The following is a 17,649-nucleotide window of genomic DNA, read 5'->3' as shown; positions in this document are numbered from 1 at the left end:
ATATACTTTTCTCAGCCTAAAAAGCACCGACTTATTCCAAAATGATGACAAAACCCGAACAGTTGTAAATTTATTGTAAAAATTTCTTTGTTGTCATTATTTTTATGTATAGGATTATCAATAGGGCTTGGTAGGCCGAATACCATAGTCTTATTGGTGCACATACCAAAAGGATATCCATATAAAGCAAGATCAGTACTTATATTTATTTCGTTTTTCGACCTAGCTACAGCCGTTTATGTTGCCGTCAAATGAAGTAGATAAACCACTGAGATATACAAATCAAATAGAAAACAAACACAACAGCAACAAACATAATTTATTAAAAAGACAGGGAAAACCATGAAAAACATACGTGAATTATTTTTTGGGTTTATATTATTGTTTAGTTCCAGTGCATTTGCAGAAGAAGGATCATTTAACCAAGCTATCAGCAACTTAAGTCAAAATGTTGATGGATTTTTCAACGAATACACAGGTTGGTTCGTTGGACTAATATTTAAAAGCGTACCGGTAGGTGAAGCAAGCTTCCCAATTATTGTAGGCTGGCTACTGCTCGCTGCGATCATCTTTACTGTTTACTTTGGCTTTGTTCAATTTAAACGTGTAGGGATGGCAATAGATATTATCAAAGGCAAGTACACCGATCCTAACTCTAAACACGAAGGGGAAGTTTCTCACTTTCAAGCGTTAACAACTGCGCTTTCTGGTACTGTTGGGCTTGGTAATATTGCCGGTGTGGGTGCTGCACTCGCGATTGGTGGTCCTGGCGCGACATTCTGGATGATCTTGTGTGGCCTTCTGGGTATGGCTTCTAAGTTCTGTGAGTGTACCTTAGGTGTGAAATACCGAACTATCCTACCTTCAGGCGTTGTTTCGGGTGGTCCAATGTACTACCTAAGCCAAGGTCTTGGTGAAAGAGGTTTAGGCGGACTAGGTAAAGCGCTCGCTATTGGTTTCGCATTAATGTGTATTTTGGGCTCATTGGGCGGCGGTAACATGTTCCAAGCTAACCAAGCACACGCCATGTTAACTTACGCATTTGATGTACCAAGTGAATACGGTGTGATCACTGGCCTTGTACTTGCCTCTTTAGTTTTCTCTGTGATTGTTGGTGGTATGCCTTCTATCGCATCGGTTACGGAAAAAGTTGTTCCTTGGATGGCTGCTCTGTATATCGGTATGGCTCTGATTGTTATCGGTTCTAACCTTGATCAAGTTGGCCCTGCGTTCAGCGCAATCTTTACAGGTGCATTTACTGGTGAAGGTGTTGTTGGTGGATTCATTGGTGCGTTAATTCAAGGCTTGAAACGTGCAACGTTCTCGAACGAAGCAGGTGTAGGTTCAGCAGCTATCGCTCACTCAGCAGTAAAAACAAAAGAGCCAATCACCGAAGGTCTAGTATCCCTATTAGAACCGTTCGTTGATACAGTAATCATTTGTACAATGACTGCATTGGTTATCACTATCGCTGGCTTAAACGTAGGTCCGTTCGATGGTTCTGGTTTAACGGGTGTAACGCTGACTGCAGCATCGTTTACTGAAACGGCAGAAGTATTCAAATATACACTCGCTCTCGCGGTAATCATGTTTGCATTTTCTACCATGATCTCTTGGTCGTACTACGGTCTTAAAGCTTGGACTTACCTATTTGGTGAAGGCAAAACAACGGAGCTGATTTTCAAAGTGATGTTCTGTGTGTTTGTTGTTATTGGTGCCACGATTCAATTTGGTGCGGTAATCGACTTCTCTGATGCGGCTATCTTTGCGATGTCTATCTTCAACATTCTTGGTCTGTACTTCTTGATGCCAGTTGTGAAGAAAGAACTGCAATCGTTTGTTGCTCGTGTGAAATCAGGCGAAATCAAAACGTATGAGAAATAATGTTTAGTGGAATGAGGTTGCTCTAGTAGCTAACTGGACTCTAAGAAACGATACAGCTCTAAAAACGAAACTGTTCTAAAAATTTTTGTAAGACCCTTTGCTTGAGAAAGCGTAAACAGGACTGCAACTTATCCAAAATCCCTACTAGCTTGGCTTGTGGGGATTTTTTATGTCTGAATGATTAGGCGAGTAACTATCCTCAATGCCCTGCTCACTCTTTTCGCCCTTTTCACTATCGTGTTCAACGTCGACACGACGAATCAACTCTTCTACTTCGATCATCTCTTTTTGCGCTAATGGCGAACAACAATCATCGAAACAATAAGCTATGGTGCAGTTCTCACAAAGATACTCTGGCATCACCCCATCCCTTGTCGTCAAAGCAGCCAAATACGAGCGAGCAATCGACTTCGTGTTCATCCTGAACAACACTATTATGCAGCGACTCTGAGCTGAAAATATGTATGCAAAGTCATTTAATAGACAATAAGTAACATATCATTGTGGATATACGTATCTATTCACAAATATCTAAGCAAACAATGAAAACACGCAAATAATCAATAATGACAAAGCACTGGAGCTATGCTCCCGAGAAAACGCAAAACGCCCACATCACGTGTGTGATGTGGGCGTTTCAATATTTACTACAAAACTAACGTTAGGTTGGTAAAGCCTACGGCTTATAGACCCATCTCTTCAGTTAATGTTTTGATTTGTTTGAGGTCCATAGTGTGAACTTGAATCATTTGTCTGATATCACTCAATCGAGAGTTAGCGTTATCTTGTTTCTCACAAGCATTTGATTTTGAATCCCATGATGTGCCATCTAAAAACACGTCACACGCCTTTTTTAAAGAGCCAAGTTTCTGTTCAAGTTCATCTCTTTCTTTCTCAAGCTTTTCAAGTTCTTGAGAAATTTGTAATTCTTTACGGAACAATTCACGAGAGCGTTCAAACAAAGTCGACTGCATATCCGCCTGACGGTTTAGCTTCAGGTTGTCCTGTTTAGTTTTGTCTAGCGTTTGCTTTTGTTCGTTTAACTGTTGTTCTAGCGAGTAGTTCGCTTTCTCTAAAACTGCAGATTGTTTCGCTAAGTCTTGGACCTCTTTTTGATGCTCTTCAGCCTGTTTGACTAGCGCGGCTTCTACTTTTGCATCGACCTCGGTATCGACTTTTGCCACCTTCGCTTCCACTGACGTCATCAATTCCGTTTTACTGTCGCGCAATTCTTGATATCGGGTTTCAAGTACCTGATAAGTGGATTCCCACTTCGAAGCCGTCACAGTAGAACCGATTAAGCCACCTAGCGCTAAACCTATAACCGCAGCAATGCCGATATAAAGCTGACTGCGCTTATCACGTTCTTCAATAACAACCACTTCATCTTGTTCGCTTTGTCCAGATTGCTGGTTCACTAGCGGGTACTCCCAAAATATGTTTAACATTACGCGGTCACTGATGTTCAAGATTCAGTTAAACCTATCACCTAAGCCTTGAATACATCACCTAAGTTCATGTCCACTCGCTCGCTGTCGTTTGAACACCGCTCATTTAAAAACGCAGTAGAAACCACCGCGCCTAACGAGTTAACTCCGAAATCATCAAGCTGGCTGTATACAAAAGGAAGCTGCTAACGATAACTATCACTACCCCTTTTTGCACCTTTTCGTTAGTCCGATAACGAAACAGTACAAATGCCAAAGCTAATAAAAAAACAATCGCTATTAGTCGAGTCATAACTCCTCCTTGTTTCTCTATTTTATACCATTTAAATAAGCAAGTTACGTCAGAGTCACGTTGTTTGATCATTTAGTTGAACAACATTTGTGCAAACAGATATTTTGTAGCTGACATCACATTTTATATGATCTAGGATACGCCTACAGATTACCTGATTATTTAGGTAATTGTTCCAATGAAGACTGCAGGAGAGTGGTTTTTAACTAAACTTTAACATTTAGTTAGATTGACCCGCCGAAGAAGTAAATCTTTCAGGTGCTTTATGCTGGTTAACCCCAGAAAAGTGAGGACTGTCGTTGGAGGAACCTCTGGAGAGAGCCGTACTACTTTGTTGTAGAAAGCGGCCGCCGAAGGAGCAAGCTTAGTGCCCGTAACTTATCTATAAGTGATTCGCTAAGTGAAACTCTCAGGCAAAAGGACAGAGGAGTGGAAAGCAACAAACCTTAATTAACAATAGAATTCTATCTAGAAATCCGTATGTATTAAGTGGTGCTATCGATCCCTGTGATCTGCGCTGCCTTCCCTCTTCTCCTTAAATTTTTAATTTATTAAGGGGAATCTATGAACCACCTACAAGCTACACTACAAACCATCAACCAATTCGTTTGGGGACCACCACTGCTTATTCTGCTAGTGGGGACAGGTATCTACTTTACTTTTCGCTTAGGCTTGCTCCAGTTTAGACACCTCCCAACGGCACTAAAAATGGTGTTCAGCAAAGACAAATCGGGTACGGGTGATGTATCAAGTTTCGCCGCTTTGTGTACTGCGCTTTCAGCGACCATTGGTACAGGTAACATCGTTGGTGTAGCGACCGCAATTAAGATTGGTGGCCCTGGTGCCCTATTCTGGATGTGGCTTGCTGCTGTATTTGGTATGGCGACTAAATATGCAGAATGTCTACTTGCCGTTAAATACCGCAGAACCGATAGTAATGGTGAAATGGTTGGCGGCCCAATGTACTACCTTCAATACGGTGTCGGCTCAAGAGTCTTAGCGGTGATGTTCGCTGTGTTCGCTTTGGGTGTTGCCTGCTTCGGTATTGGTACCTTCCCACAAGTCAACGCAATCTTAGACGCAACTCACATCTCATTTGGCGCTTCGCGTGAGATGTCTGCGGTTGTTCTTACGATATTGGTGGCAGTTGTAACCCTTGGTGGTATCCAATCTATCGCTAAAGTGGCAGGGAAAGTTGTCCCTACTATGGCGGTTATGTACGTCGTCGCGTGTTTAAGCGTTCTGATTTCAAATGCAGATCAACTACTGAATGCCATTACCCTTGTTGTTACCTCTGCGTTTACTAACACAGCAGCAACAGGAGGTTTCTTTGGTGCGAGCATCATGCTTGCCATCCAATCAGGTATTGCTCGTGGTGTGTTCTCTAATGAATCTGGCTTGGGTAGTGCGCCAATGGCTGCGGCTGCGGCAAAAACAAATTCATGCGTGAAGCAAGGACTTGTCTCTATGACGGGTACCTTCTTTGACACCATCATCATCTGTACAATGACAGGTTTAGCACTGATCTTAACTGGCGCTTGGCAGACTGATCTCTCTGGTGCTGCAATGACCACTCATGCATTCGCTGTAGGTTTGAACGCAGACACCCTTGGCCCAATGCTGGTTTCTGTTGGCTTAATCTTCTTTGCGTTTACAACAATTTTAGGTTGGAACTACTACGGTGAGCGCTGCGTTGTATTTTTGTTGGGTACTAAAGCCGTTCTACCTTACAAGATAATCTTCATCGCGTTGGTGGCTTCTGGGGCATTCTTAAAGCTCGACATGATCTGGATAATGGCAGATATCGTGAATGGCCTAATGGCAATTCCGAACCTAATCGGACTTATTTTACTACGCCATGTTGTTGTCGAAGAAACGAAGCTCTTCTTCAAGCCTCTAACTTCTTCAAATGATAGCGAAGCAGTTAGAGTATAACCTAAATTGATTGAACACAAAGCCCGCACTCACTTCAAGTGCGGGCTTTTTTATATTCACTCGAAAGTTAAACTGACTAAGTTATGACTACCGAATATCCATAAATAAATACAATATTTATTCGGGTACGGTTCCAATTAAATATTAGACAAAGATTAATAAAAATCCACTAATATAAAACTCACTAATAAAATAAACTCTTAATTAGACATTGCTTACTTTTAAAAAATTGTGACTAAGTGTCAGTATTTTTGTCAAAAACGAATAAACTGCACTTTTGTTTTAACCGCTCAAAAACACACACCAATAAAATATGTGACTTTAATTCATATATTAGTCCGTTTATAGTCATCTACACTGTTGAGAGAATTATAATAAAAATAAAACGTTGGCTATATGATCAGATTCGACCCTATTAAAAACCGTATTTATAACGACGAACGTTCTATTAAAATAGGATATCGTGAGACTTGTGTTTTAGAGTTATTACTTAAAAATTCGCCCGAGATTGTAAGTAAACAGGATATTATTAGCTTCGCATGGGGAAGCGAGTTCATAGGGGATACATCACTTGCAAAGTGTATCAGCTTACTTCGCCAAGGGTTCGTTAAGCTTGGCATCAGAGAAACCCCCATCGTCACGGTGCCGAAGGTCGGTTACCGCCTTATTGATGAGTGTGTGTTTATCGACTCGCAGCCACAAAGCGAAGCCACTATTCTTTTCAATCCAGTGAGCGACCAAATTCCACTCGACCATAGTAGCATTGCTTCCTCCATTCCAGGCGACCATAAACCTGAATCCAAATCGAGTTTACCTGCTGCGCAACAAGTCAGCTTATACAAAAACAGACTGTGTTACTTCACAACCGCTTGTTTACTGATGGCGTCGGCGCTATTGGCTTTTGCTAAGATCAATGATGAGACCCTCAGTGATCTCACCCCCGTTAACCGACTCAGTGAACAATGGGTCGGTCAGATACAAGTTCTCCAGGATCCAGAGATGGTCCTAAGTCCAGAACTGGAGGCTATTCTCTATAAACATCAATGTGATTGTGTAGCATACATAAGCGATGAACCTGACTATTCTGAGCTCTCCATACTCAACAAAGCAACGCGTCAATCCGTCAATATCTTTTACACCGCAACGCAATTGGATCAAGCGAGTGCAGAGATAGCGTTATTCCTAGAAAGAGGCCAATTATGATGCCATTTATAGCTCTGTTTTCCTCGTTAACGTTATTCATTGGTATATGGAGTATCCCTTCCTCTCCACCACAAGAGGAGCGCCATTATCAACATAGCGTAGTGGATCTCATACTCGATGGAAATGTACTACGTACCGATGGACTCACCAAAATAAGTGATAACAAGGTTCTACACCTTATATCCGTTCAAGATGACAACGTGCCCGACCCTATTGTTCTTCGCTTTAAAGGAGAAGCAGGTCCTTCTCAATCACTTTTCTTTTCAATATCAGGCACTATCGACTTAGTTTCCGTACAAAAAATAAGTAAAACAATGAATGACAGCTTGTTGTCACCCTACCTACTCATCAACAATGACCCATTAACACTCAAGGTTGATATCTTAAGTTCGAACGATTTATTTGCCATAATCCGCACATGTAATACAGGGCGAACACAACTACTAGCTAAACGATAATCTAAATTGATGGAGTAAATTAACTACCATTTTCTCATATTTAATAAATTGGATAACCATCTATATTACCCATACAAACGGTTGGTTATCTTATTTATTCATCCTATAACTAATATATTCTTTTCGTCGACCTAAACACTTCAAATAGCACCCTCAATGTCAGTTGCTCACTAACATCAAGAAATATTGACGTTCGAGTATCAAAAAATATTTCCTCATTTCATAAAAACAGCTTGAACTCCATCAAATAATTTCCTTTACGTTGCATAGCATTTCATTAATAAAACAAAATCAACATTACAAGTCATTGAATTAAAGTGGAAAATTAATTCAACCCTTTTCAGTATCTATCTATTTATCAACATGAAAAAGTGAACTTGTCTTGTTAACTGCACGGCACAAAAAACATTATCAAAATAGAAAAATTACAAATGAGGGAATTGTTCATGATCCGAATAAACAGAAATCTCTTAGCAACCGCAGTGTTGTCTGTTCTATCAACCGGTGTAAACGCAAAGATTTACCCAGACCAAATCGTGTTTGACCAACTTGGTGAAGATGTATGTCGCTCTGGTTATCGTCCTATAGACCGTTATGAAGCCGAAGAGCAGAAGAGTGCTTTGGTCGCTCGTATGGGCACTTGGCAGATCACAGGCTTAAAAGGAAACTGGGTAATCATGGGGCCTGGTTATCATGGCGAAATTAAGCAATCAAGCAGTGGGTCAACGTTCTGTTACCCAAACAACGACCAATCTGAAATCCCTAACTATTCCGCCAAATCGGTTCAGGAAGGCAGCGAAATCGATGTTCAGTATGAATTAGTGAACAACCGTAACGACTTTGTTCGCCCATTAAGCTATTTAGCCCACAACCTAGGTTACGCATGGGTTGGCGGTAATAACAGTCAGTATGTTGGCGAAGACATGACGATAAAGCGCTCTGGCGACAGTTGGGTGATACAAGGAAATAACAATGGATCTTGTAGCGGTTATCGTTGTGGTGAAAAAACCAAAATCACCGTCGACAACTTTGCCTACACCGTTAACGATGACAACTTTTGGCATGGTGATGTTGTCGAATCAGACCGTGAATTAGTGAAGACCGTTTACGCTACCGCAAGAAACAACAGTAATATCGCCCAACAAGTGGTTGTCGATCTGAAAGTAGACGAATCAACAAACTGGTCGAAAACGAACAGCTATGGATTCTCGCAAAGCGTTCAAACAGAAAATACGTTTAAGTGGCCTCTTGTTGGCGAAACTAAACTCACTATTAAGTTTGAAGCCAACCAAAGCTTCTCTAAATCCAATGGTGGTTCTACTAGTGAACAAGTGACACTTCAAGCGCGTCCTATGGTTCCAGCAAACTCAGAGCTTCCGATTCGAGTTGAATTGTATCGTTCAAGCATCTCCTACCCTTATCGATTCAACGCCGACATTAGTTACGATGTTGAGTTTAATGGCTTCCTTCGCTGGGGTGGCAACGCATGGCACACACACCCGGACAACCGCCCTTACAAAGCCCACACCTTCACTATGGGGCGCGGCAGTGATAAATCTGCAGACATTCGCTACCAATGGGATCACCGATACATTCCAGGTGAAACAAAATGGTGGGATTGGGGCTGGGCGATTAAAGAAGCTGGACTATCAAGCATGCAATACGCGACTGGCGGAAGCTTGCGCCCATTCCACTCTTATGTGTCTGGTGATTTCTACGCTGAATCTCAATTTGCAGGAACTATCGAAATTGGACAAGCAACACCAATCACTAACAATCTACGCAGCAAAAGAAGTACTGATTCCGTCAACGAATCTACTGAGCGCATTGGCGATATCGAAGTTACCACCAACTTCAATGCAGATGAGTTGAGTGACTTAGGTTTTGAAGGTGCTGAGATGAACATTAGCGTCGTTGAATAACTACGTTGTTTAATAAGATCGGTACAAAGATCTACCAGTAATAAAGCACAAAGCCCACGACACGTCGTTAATGCCAATCGTTTAAGAAGACTTGAACGATCCTGCAGTTAGAAGATAATCCCCATCAACAACGTTGATGGGGATTTTTATACCATTTAAATAAGTAATTTACGTCAGTGTCTCATTGTTTGATCATTTAGTTGAGCAACATTTGCGCAAGCACCAGTTTGAAGACTCAGATTTTAACGACAAAGATTTTAGAGGTAGATATTTTGGAGACCAATGTTTTAGAGGCAAAACTTTATCGCTACGCCATATTTCTATGATCAACGATACGAACATGGCTCAACAGCCACAGATCAACAGCAATAACCAATAACCAATAACCAATAACCAGATTGTCCCGATAAAAACTGTGGGCTGTTGATGGGAGAGAGGGAGGGATAACTAGGAAGGAGCGATAAGTGAACAAAGAGCGATGGATAGAGCCGTTCATCGGTGCCAAATGAATAGGCTCATGCCCTTTGCTTATCACAAAGAAGCTCACTCAGTGACTAACTAAGCCAAGGTATATGGTATAAGAGCAGAAAAGTGGCAAGCAATCTGCCTTTGGTGCAACAATCTAAATGTCATTGCTACTCACACTATTTCGTCCATTACTTTTTGACAGGTATAACGCTTCATCAACCAAGGCCACCAGTTTCGACTTCAACTCCTTGAGTATTGGTAGCGTTACCTTCGATTGAATTGTCGTAGCACCAATTGATAACGTCACCACCGAACGTGACGCATTGGCAGCATGACGTAACCCGAAAGACTCAACAGAAGACCTCAACCTTTCGGCGACCACCTTACCTCCATACCTATCAGTTTCAGGTAAAATAATGGCAAATTCGTCACCACCAAACCTGGCTGGACAGTCTAATGGTCGCATCGATACTTTTTTGATTTCATTCGCCACAAATTGAATGCAAAAATCTCCTTGTTGGTGGCCAAACTGATCATTAAACTTCTTAAATTCATCAATATCGATCATTAACAAGGTTAAGGGTTGATGCGTCCTAACTGACTGTTTCAGTAGCACAGAGAGTTGCTCATCAAATGCGCGTCGATTATGTAACGTAGATAAACTGTCGATACGAGCTTGATAGTGCAGCAGATCGATCGCGTGTTGATAGTTTAAATGGATTTGCACTCGCGCAAGAACCACAGACGGATTCAACGGCTTTAAAATAAAGTCTGCTGCTCCTGCCTCAAATACGGTTTCTTCAAAGCCTTCATCAATCGCACTGGTAATGAACAATATAGGAATATTAGCAAGCCGTGCTTGATTCGAAGATTTCAATTGCTCACAGATATCGACCCCACTCATGTCCGGTAGCATGATATCGAGCAGGATTATATCGGGTTGCAGCTCATCAATGGCTTCGAACGCCTGCGCGCCATTCGAAGCAAAACGAACATTCCCTAAATGTCGCAGCACTTTATGCAGTGCTCTAATGACGCTGCTATCATCATCAACAATCAAAATGTTCGTCGAATAACTTGGGTCAATGAGCTCGCTAGCGTACATTAGTCACTCCTTTGCTGGTCAAGTAAGTGGTTGAGTATCTGGCTTACTTTTTGAAAGTCTAGCGTTGACATGCTTTCTTGTAATGCCTTGAAATCCTTATCAAGCAGAGTAGTTCGCAAACTCGCTTCCTGCAACTCAAGCTGTTCAATAACCTCAAGATCTTTATTGTTAAGTAGAGTAATAATTTGCTTCAATACATCAATAGGAATAGGCTCTGAGGCTTCCTGAGCAACCTGAACCGAGACTGATTTTCGCTCTGAAAGTGTGTGACTTGCAGCGTGTTTCAACTGATGTAGAGCATCAGAGAGGGAGGATAATGTTTGGTTAGCATTTTGATTAGAGCGTAGTAAAGTCTCCGCCTCACTAGACAATTTATGTATTTGTTCTGCCCCAATCATCCCAGATGCGCTGCGTAATTTATGCACTTGAGCCGCAATGGTAAGTCGAACATTATCATCACTACTATTGTCAAAATCAGAAAAGTCGTTACTCATTAAATTACGGTGTTCAGACAACAACAGTTCCAGCGTGTTAAAGAACAGCGTTTGATCCCCCATTAACAACTTTTGAGCTTGAGTCTTATTAAGACCATCGATAGTCGGCCAGTCGTCATTAACCTCAGGATTAACCTCAATCGACTCAATCGCAAGCTCTTGCCCTTTTGCGTTTTTCATGACTTTTCTAATTAAACTCACCATCTTGGCAGGCTCAATCGGTTTAGTAATAAAATCGTTCATCCCAGAGTCAAGCGCCCTATTTTTCTCCTCTAACAAGGCCCCAGCGGTGAGCGCAATAATAGGAAGTTCATTGGCGCTTTGATGTTTCCGAATCATTTGTGTAGCTTCCAGCCCATCGATATCTGGCATTTGCACATCCATCAAGATTAAATCAAACGCATGATCTTGGTTTGCCACTAGGCGGATTGCTTCTCGACCACTCTGTGCACAGGTGACATTGGCACCGTTCTTACTCAAAATATGAGTGACAACCACAAGGTTTAAGCGGACATCATCGACTGCAAGCACATTCAGTTCAGGTAACCATTTGGTCTGGCTGTGCTCATCATATCTTGTTTCGTTTGTTAACAGATAACTTGAGGATTTACTGACAATACTATTGAGTGCATCAAACAATTCTGACGTATCAATCGGTTTAGCTAAGAACATGTCGACGAGTGGCTCTGATGCGGCATCACCGCATTCACTTCCTGAAACCAACAACACAGAAGGAAATACTTCACTTTCAAACTCTTTTGCCAAGCGTTTCACCGCCTCTAAACAGTCTTCCTTGCCTAAATATCTATCAACAATCAGGGCATCTGGAAGGCGTAAATTCTGTTCACGCCGAGAAAGTAATAACTCAACTAAAGAGTTATTACTTTCAACCAATTGTGTCCGCCAACCAAGTGATCGAGACATAGAACAGAGCTGCTTAGCGTCTTTAGGGTTATCCTCTGCGATAACCACATAAAAATTAGACTTACTTTCTTGTGCGTCTTCTTCATCCTCAGAAACGGTAGTGAAAGGCAACTCGACACAAAACGTAGAACCTATATTCACTTCACTGGTTAAGCTTACCTGACCACCGAATAACTTGGTGAGGTTATACACAATCGAAAGCCCCAGTCCTGTGCCACCATAATTTCGAGTCGTTGAGCTATCCGCCTGATTAAATGGTATAAATAGGTGTTCTTGGCTCTCTTTTTTTATACCAACACCCGTATCGGTAACAGAGAATTTCACCATGACCTGGCCATCATTATCTTGTGAACCACGTACGACCTCAACAGCGAGGCTTATCGAGCCGATTTGAGTGAACTTGAGTGCATTGCCAAGCAGATTAACCAATATTTGTCTTAGGCGGGTACTGTCTGTTTTTAGCCACAATGGGAGATCTGGGTCTATTTCTAAAATAAAGCCTAGCGCTTTATCTTCGGCTTGAATCGAAAAAACGCTGGCAATTTCTTCAATCAGCTCTTTGATATTGGTTGGATACTGTTCCAACGTCATTTCACTTGCTTCAATTTTCGACAGATCCAGTACATCATTGACAATCCCCAACAATGATTTGCCTGATATCTGAATTTTTTTCACTAATTGCAGCTGGGTATCCGTCAGATCTTGATCAGAGAGAATATCGGATAAACCGATCACGGCATTGAGGGGGGTACGAATTTCATGGCTGGTATTCGCTAAAAAAGCGCTCTTAGCTTCCGTTGCTTGCTGAGCTTGTTTCAGAGCAATTCTTAACTGCTCCTCAATCATTAACCGCTCTTCCATGCTACGGACTGAGGCGATGACCAATTTGCCATCATCTATATCGATGTAACTCAAGCTTATATCGACAGGAAACTCACTGCCATCACTGCGCAGGCCAAACAAGACCCTACCCTCTTCTCCCATAACGCGTTTAGTCGGTGCAGACATAAACTTATCAACGTGCTTGTGATGGTTGTGTTGATATCGTTTAGGGATCACTTTATCTAAGCTATGCCCCTCTAGTTGGTTTCGCGCATAACCGAACAAGAGCTCTGCTTTTGCATTAACCAACACGATGATACCCGACTCATCGACAATTAAATTCGCATCGGGCCCTGACTCTAGTATCGCTTTGAAACGTTCCGTTTCGCGTATTCTATTTTGTTCATCTTGAAGGGTGTGCGCTTCTCTCAACTGCTTTTGACGAGCCAGCCAAAACCAATAATTAGCGGCCAATCCAAGGCCACCGACCCCCATCAAAATCGCCAAACACGCGACTAAATCAAACGTGATATCAATAAATACAGGCAGTTGATCATAAGTACTGTATATATGCAGCTCTCTTTCAACAGGCTCAGCCTGCAGCAAAAACGATCGATGCTTAGACCAAACTCTTCCGCTCTCGCTATCTAAATTTTGTATTGCAGGTGTTTCAATCGCTTGCCAAGTTGGTAGTGGTGAAAATTGGTCACCCCAAGCATAACCAGAAGTGTAATCAAACGAAAACTCTACAGACTCATCAGGGTGAGCCACAAACTGGCGATCAGTGTTAGTAACATACACATATAACTCGTCAATGGTGGTTCTCGTCGCCTCTTCTAACAAACGGCTAACACTTATATTAAGTATCACAATCGCTATCGGTGCTCCATCCTCATCCATGATTGGGGTTGAAAAGCGCCACATCGGCCGGTGCGGGTACTCAATAGTGCCCCACTCTCTATTCAAGTTCATTTCAGATTGGTAAACCTTGCCCTCACCCGCCGCGAGCGTTTGAGTAATATAAGGCTCATCTTTCTTGCTTTGTAAATCCTCCCCTTCAAAAATCTTGAAACCATCCCCTTGCCGCTGAATTTTAACCACTTCTTTCCAACCATCTTTTTGTGAAATCAAGCGCACTTGGTGAACATACGGCATGGCGCGTAAGTAAGCTTCAAAAACATGCGTAAGTTCAGAAGTATGGTTATTCGTCGTCACCTCTCCCTGGGGTTTTTGCAATGCCTCAAAAATAGATGGTGCATTCGCTAGAAATAACGTGTCTTGATAGTAGGTTGATGCAGCTTGATCTATTTTTTTAAGTGCTTGTTGACTACTGCTCTCTAATGCCATTTCCACTGCATTCTTGTGGTCATTTAAGTTAGACGCCGCATAAACTAAGAAAAGCAACGAAAAGATCAATGCCACATAACGAAATGATTGATTACATTGTGGAGTTTTAAGGTATTGATGAAGGCTCAAGTCCGCTTCCGAAATGTTCGGCTTAAGACTCGTACTATCATCCTTATCATTTCTGATATTCACAAGAAACTGTAGAAGTAGCGTAATCACCAGACCAATAATACTCACATAGCTCATAGACCATAAAGGTAACCCACTAACATACTTTCGGTTGGGCTTGATTTGCATCACCCATGTTTGCCCTAATACTTCAATGCTGCGTGAGACGGCATGAGTATTGGTATGATCTGACCGTTGTGATGAGTAAAAAGGGTCGCTCTCATTATCCACTGACAAGCTAAACCAAGCTTGATCAATCACATCCGTCATTCCTTCTAGCACATTATCGATAATAAGGGGGGCATAAGCCCAGCCGGCGACGACCTGCTCGCGAGCATCCTCACTACCAAGATGAGTCTCTTCGAAAACAGGAAGTAGTATCAGCGCACCACTTTGAGCTTTCCGATTGGCTTGCACTAAGGTGATTGGCGCGGTTAGATACACTCTATTTTCTCGCGCCGAAGCAATCGCAGCACTGCGTCTGTTGTTTTCAGAACCAATATCCAGCCCTATGGCTTGTTGGTTGACTTTCTCGGGGAAAATATATTGAATAACAAACCGATCACCACGCGTTGGATTAAGCTCGCGGATTTTAAAATTTGGTGAACCATCACCACGCATACGCTCAACAAATTGGGACTCTTGCTCTCTCGATACCTTTTTGATAAAGCCAAAGCCGTTTGCGCCAGGAAATTCGAGGTCGAGGTCGCGAGTGTTGCTGTAATTAACAAACTTCTCCCGAGTTAAACTATCAACACCTGCTGTAACCACAGCCCCTCTTGCCCCACGAAGCCCATATTGGAACAATTGAAACTTTTCGAGAATAAGGCTTTCTGCTTGTGCAGCAAGATCCAATGTATAAGTATTAATTTGCCTTTGATTGTGTAAGTTGGTGACCCATACCGCTGACAGCGTCAAAATAATGCCCAGCACGGAAATAAAGCCAAAACCGAAATAGTGTCGTAAATTGTTCAATATCTAAGCCTCTAAATAGCTTTCACGTAAGTCTTTCGCGGAAATCGGCTTGGTAAAGTAATACCCTTGCAGCATCGATACACCGAGCTTTGCTAACCGTTTGGCTTGCTCGGGGGTTTCGACGCCTTCAGCAACTGAGCGGAAACCCATGCTTTGAGATAGATTAATGATGGTGGTGACCAGCGTTTCATTGAATTCATCTCCATCAAGCTCTGAAACAAAAGATTTATCAATTTTCAATACATCGACTGGTAGGTTTTTCAGGTAACTCAAGCAAGAATACCCGGTACCAAAATCATCAATCGAAATCGTCATCCCAATTTCACGCAGCGCAACCATATCTTGGATTATTTGATCATTCTGTCTGAGCATAAGCCCTTCAGTGACTTCCAATTCAATATACTGCGGCGGAACACCGTAATTTTCGATAACTGAAAGTAGGAATGCAGTGAAGTTAGGCGCACAAAACTGAACCGGGGAGATATTGATACAAACACGTAACTCAGCCCCACCTTTTAACCACTCACTCAATTGACCAATGACTTGCTCAATCATCTTTTCTCCGAGCGGAATAATTAAATGCGTCTCTTCGGCTAACTCAATAAACATATCAGGTAGAATCAATGTATCCGATTCATCCGTTAACCTCATCAGCGCTTCTACGGCTTCAAGTTGATGAGTTTCTGCGTTCACAATCGGTTGATAGAGAGCAATCACGTTATTTTCAGTAATGGCGCGTTTGGCCAGCATATAAAGGTGGCTTCTTGATTGAAATTTCTGCTCCATGTCATATGAATGGAAGCATATCCCTTGATGAGATGAATCTTGTTTGGCTTTATGTAGAGCAGTATGAGCACTCGAAATAAGCTTTTGTGCATCTGCGCCATCTTCAGGATAGATACTGAGCCCCATACTAATGGTAAAACCGTTCAGTTCTGGGTGCTCAAGCGAATATTCCATGAGGCACTCTTTATATTGCATTGCCAGAAGTGCCAGTTCACTTTGGTAACTCAGCGCAGGAACGAGGATCATAAATTCATCCGCATTATGCCGACTCAGGGTTTCTTTATCTGTTGCTTGAGTTTTAAGACGCGCCGCTATTTTCTTAAGCAGTATATCGCCAACCTCAAAACCGAATTCTTCGTTAATAAATTTAAACCTGTTGATATCTAAGAGAATAATACCAACCCCGCTATCGTCTCGTTGACTCTGAATGATTTCAGTGGATAACTTATCCATCAACAAAAATCGATTCGGCAAGTTGGTTAATTGGTCATATTGAAGTGCCTGTGACATCTTAAGCGCCATGGCTTGAGATTCATTAATATCAACAAAAACAATCACTGCGCCCATGATCTGCTTGTCATCAGAGAGCAGAGGTGCAGCGCTATCTTCAACTGAAATCCATTGGCCACTTTTCTTCTGCATCTGACAGTTTAGAGCCATTCCTACCTTTCTTTCTTCACTGATGGCGAGTCGAACAGGGTTAATGTGTGGCGGCCCATTATCACCAATTCGTAACGGCATCACCTTTTCGATCGATTGACCAATCGCTACATTGGCGCTGGTTCCAATCATTAGCTCTGCGGCAGGGTTCATGTAGGTCACGAAGCATTCACGGTCAGTGGTAATCACCGCATCCCCAATCGACTCTAAGGTCACTCTGGCATGCTGAGAGACTTCGATCAGCGTTCGTTCTTTCTCTTTGAGGCGTAGCTGAGTGATAACCCTTGCGGCAACCAATTCTGGGACTAGAGGTTTAGAGATAAAATCCACCGCGCCGCCTCTTAAGCAACGGAGTTGATCCTCAGTAGAGTCAAATGAGGTGATAAAGATAACGGGAATATCACGAGTTTTCTCATCAGCTTTAAGAAGCTCTAATACTTGATAGCCATTGAGATCTGGCATATCAATATCAAGTAAAATAACATCTGGCTTTACACTAACAGCCTGTTCAAACGCCTTGACTCCACTTTGCTCAAAAAATACCTGACCAAGCTCTTTTAATACTTTATGCAAAACTTTAATTTGGCTTGCATCGTCATCAATGAGCAAGATCCTTTGCGCATTAGTGTTTGAAGAAAACATCGCATCTCCTTGTGCAATCATGGATATAGAGACATAACACGCGTTAAACCTCGCCAATAGCTAACACTTATAGTTAAAGCTTAACACCAATACAACATATTGCATGCTAAAACACA

At 42.1% G+C, this 17,649-nt stretch carries 10 protein-coding genes and 1 riboswitch; of the genes, 5 read left to right on the top strand and 5 right to left on the bottom strand.

Going from position 1 to position 17,649, the window contains the following annotated elements:
- The first annotated feature begins 342 nt into the window (after positions 1-342).
- On the top strand, positions 343-1,884 hold the full coding sequence (locus WR49_RS01925) for an alanine/glycine:cation symporter family protein (protein ID WP_046222880.1): 1,542 nt from the start codon (positions 343-345) through the stop codon (positions 1,882-1,884).
- A gap of 144 nt (positions 1,885-2,028) precedes the next feature.
- Here WR49_RS01925 and WR49_RS01920 read toward each other — a convergent pair whose 3' ends face one another.
- On the bottom strand, positions 2,029-2,304 hold the full coding sequence (locus WR49_RS01920) for a hypothetical protein (RefSeq protein WP_231574680.1): 276 nt from the start codon (positions 2,302-2,304) through the stop codon (positions 2,029-2,031).
- A 263-nt stretch (positions 2,305-2,567) separates the two neighbouring features.
- Positions 2,568-3,302, bottom strand: coding sequence for a chromosome segregation ATPase (locus WR49_RS01915; RefSeq protein WP_017055229.1), 735 nt, complete (start codon positions 3,300-3,302; stop codon positions 2,568-2,570).
- 623 nt (positions 3,303-3,925) lie between these two features.
- Positions 3,926-4,059: riboswitch (glycine riboswitch) on the top strand.
- A 129-nt stretch (positions 4,060-4,188) separates the two neighbouring features.
- Between WR49_RS01915 and WR49_RS01905 the strand changes: the two genes are divergently transcribed.
- From WR49_RS01905 to WR49_RS01890, 4 genes are all read left to right on the top strand, one after another.
- Entirely contained in the window at positions 4,189-5,559 is a 1,371-nt protein-coding gene (locus tag WR49_RS01905; protein WP_017055228.1) for an alanine/glycine:cation symporter family protein, read from the top strand.
- Positions 5,560-5,955: 396 nt separating this feature from the next.
- Positions 5,956-6,762, top strand: a complete 807-nt coding sequence (locus tag WR49_RS01900; RefSeq protein ID WP_046222878.1) for a winged helix-turn-helix domain-containing protein — start codon at positions 5,956-5,958, stop codon at positions 6,760-6,762.
- Positions 6,759-7,220, top strand: coding sequence for a hypothetical protein (locus tag WR49_RS01895; RefSeq protein ID WP_017055226.1), 462 nt, complete (start codon positions 6,759-6,761; stop codon positions 7,218-7,220). The genes WR49_RS01900 and WR49_RS01895 overlap by 4 nt, the downstream gene beginning before the upstream one ends.
- Before the next feature lie 446 nt (positions 7,221-7,666).
- Positions 7,667-9,142: an aerolysin family beta-barrel pore-forming toxin gene (locus tag WR49_RS01890; protein ID WP_046222877.1), complete on the top strand. Its 1,476-nt coding sequence runs from the start codon at positions 7,667-7,669 to the stop codon at positions 9,140-9,142.
- A 622-nt stretch (positions 9,143-9,764) separates the two neighbouring features.
- Here WR49_RS01890 and WR49_RS01885 read toward each other — a convergent pair.
- The 3 genes from WR49_RS01885 to WR49_RS01875 are packed head-to-tail and all read right to left on the bottom strand — an operon-like array spanning position 9,765 to position 17,533.
- On the bottom strand, positions 9,765-10,715 hold the full coding sequence (locus tag WR49_RS01885) for a diguanylate cyclase domain-containing protein (RefSeq protein ID WP_046222876.1): 951 nt from the start codon (positions 10,713-10,715) through the stop codon (positions 9,765-9,767).
- Positions 10,715-15,445 (bottom strand): CHASE domain-containing protein, encoded by a 4,731-nt coding sequence (locus tag WR49_RS01880; protein WP_052715018.1) that lies wholly within the window; start codon positions 15,443-15,445, stop codon positions 10,715-10,717. The genes WR49_RS01885 and WR49_RS01880 overlap by 1 nt, the downstream gene beginning before the upstream one ends.
- A gap of 3 nt (positions 15,446-15,448) precedes the next feature.
- Positions 15,449-17,533 (bottom strand): GGDEF/EAL domain-containing response regulator, encoded by a 2,085-nt coding sequence (locus WR49_RS01875; protein ID WP_046222874.1) that lies wholly within the window; start codon positions 17,531-17,533, stop codon positions 15,449-15,451.
- Between the last annotated feature and the right edge of the window lie 116 nt (positions 17,534-17,649).

The sequence above is a fragment of the Vibrio sp. ECSMB14106 genome (assembly GCF_000972265.1).
In the GTDB taxonomy this organism is placed as follows: domain Bacteria; phylum Pseudomonadota; class Gammaproteobacteria; order Enterobacterales; family Vibrionaceae; genus Vibrio; species Vibrio kanaloae.
This window is presented reverse-complemented; position numbering and strand designations above follow the sequence as displayed.

Bases quoted from the DNA above. Each gene is read 5' to 3' on its own strand.
- WR49_RS01925 (WP_046222880.1), top strand. From the start codon at position 343: ATGAAAAACATACGTGAATTATTTTTTGGGTTTATATTATTGTTTAGT.
- WR49_RS01920 (WP_231574680.1), bottom strand. From the start codon at position 2,304: ATGAACACGAAGTCGATTGCTCGCTCGTATTTGGCTGCTTTGACGACA.
- WR49_RS01905 (WP_017055228.1), top strand. From the start codon at position 4,189: ATGAACCACCTACAAGCTACACTACAAACCATCAACCAATTCGTTTGG.
- WR49_RS01900 (WP_046222878.1), top strand. From the start codon at position 5,956: ATGATCAGATTCGACCCTATTAAAAACCGTATTTATAACGACGAACGT.
- WR49_RS01895 (WP_017055226.1), top strand. From the start codon at position 6,759: ATGATGCCATTTATAGCTCTGTTTTCCTCGTTAACGTTATTCATTGGT.
- WR49_RS01890 (WP_046222877.1), top strand. From the start codon at position 7,667: ATGATCCGAATAAACAGAAATCTCTTAGCAACCGCAGTGTTGTCTGTT.
- WR49_RS01885 (WP_046222876.1), bottom strand. From the start codon at position 10,715: ATGTACGCTAGCGAGCTCATTGACCCAAGTTATTCGACGAACATTTTG.
- WR49_RS01875 (WP_046222874.1), bottom strand. From the start codon at position 17,533: ATGTTTTCTTCAAACACTAATGCGCAAAGGATCTTGCTCATTGATGAC.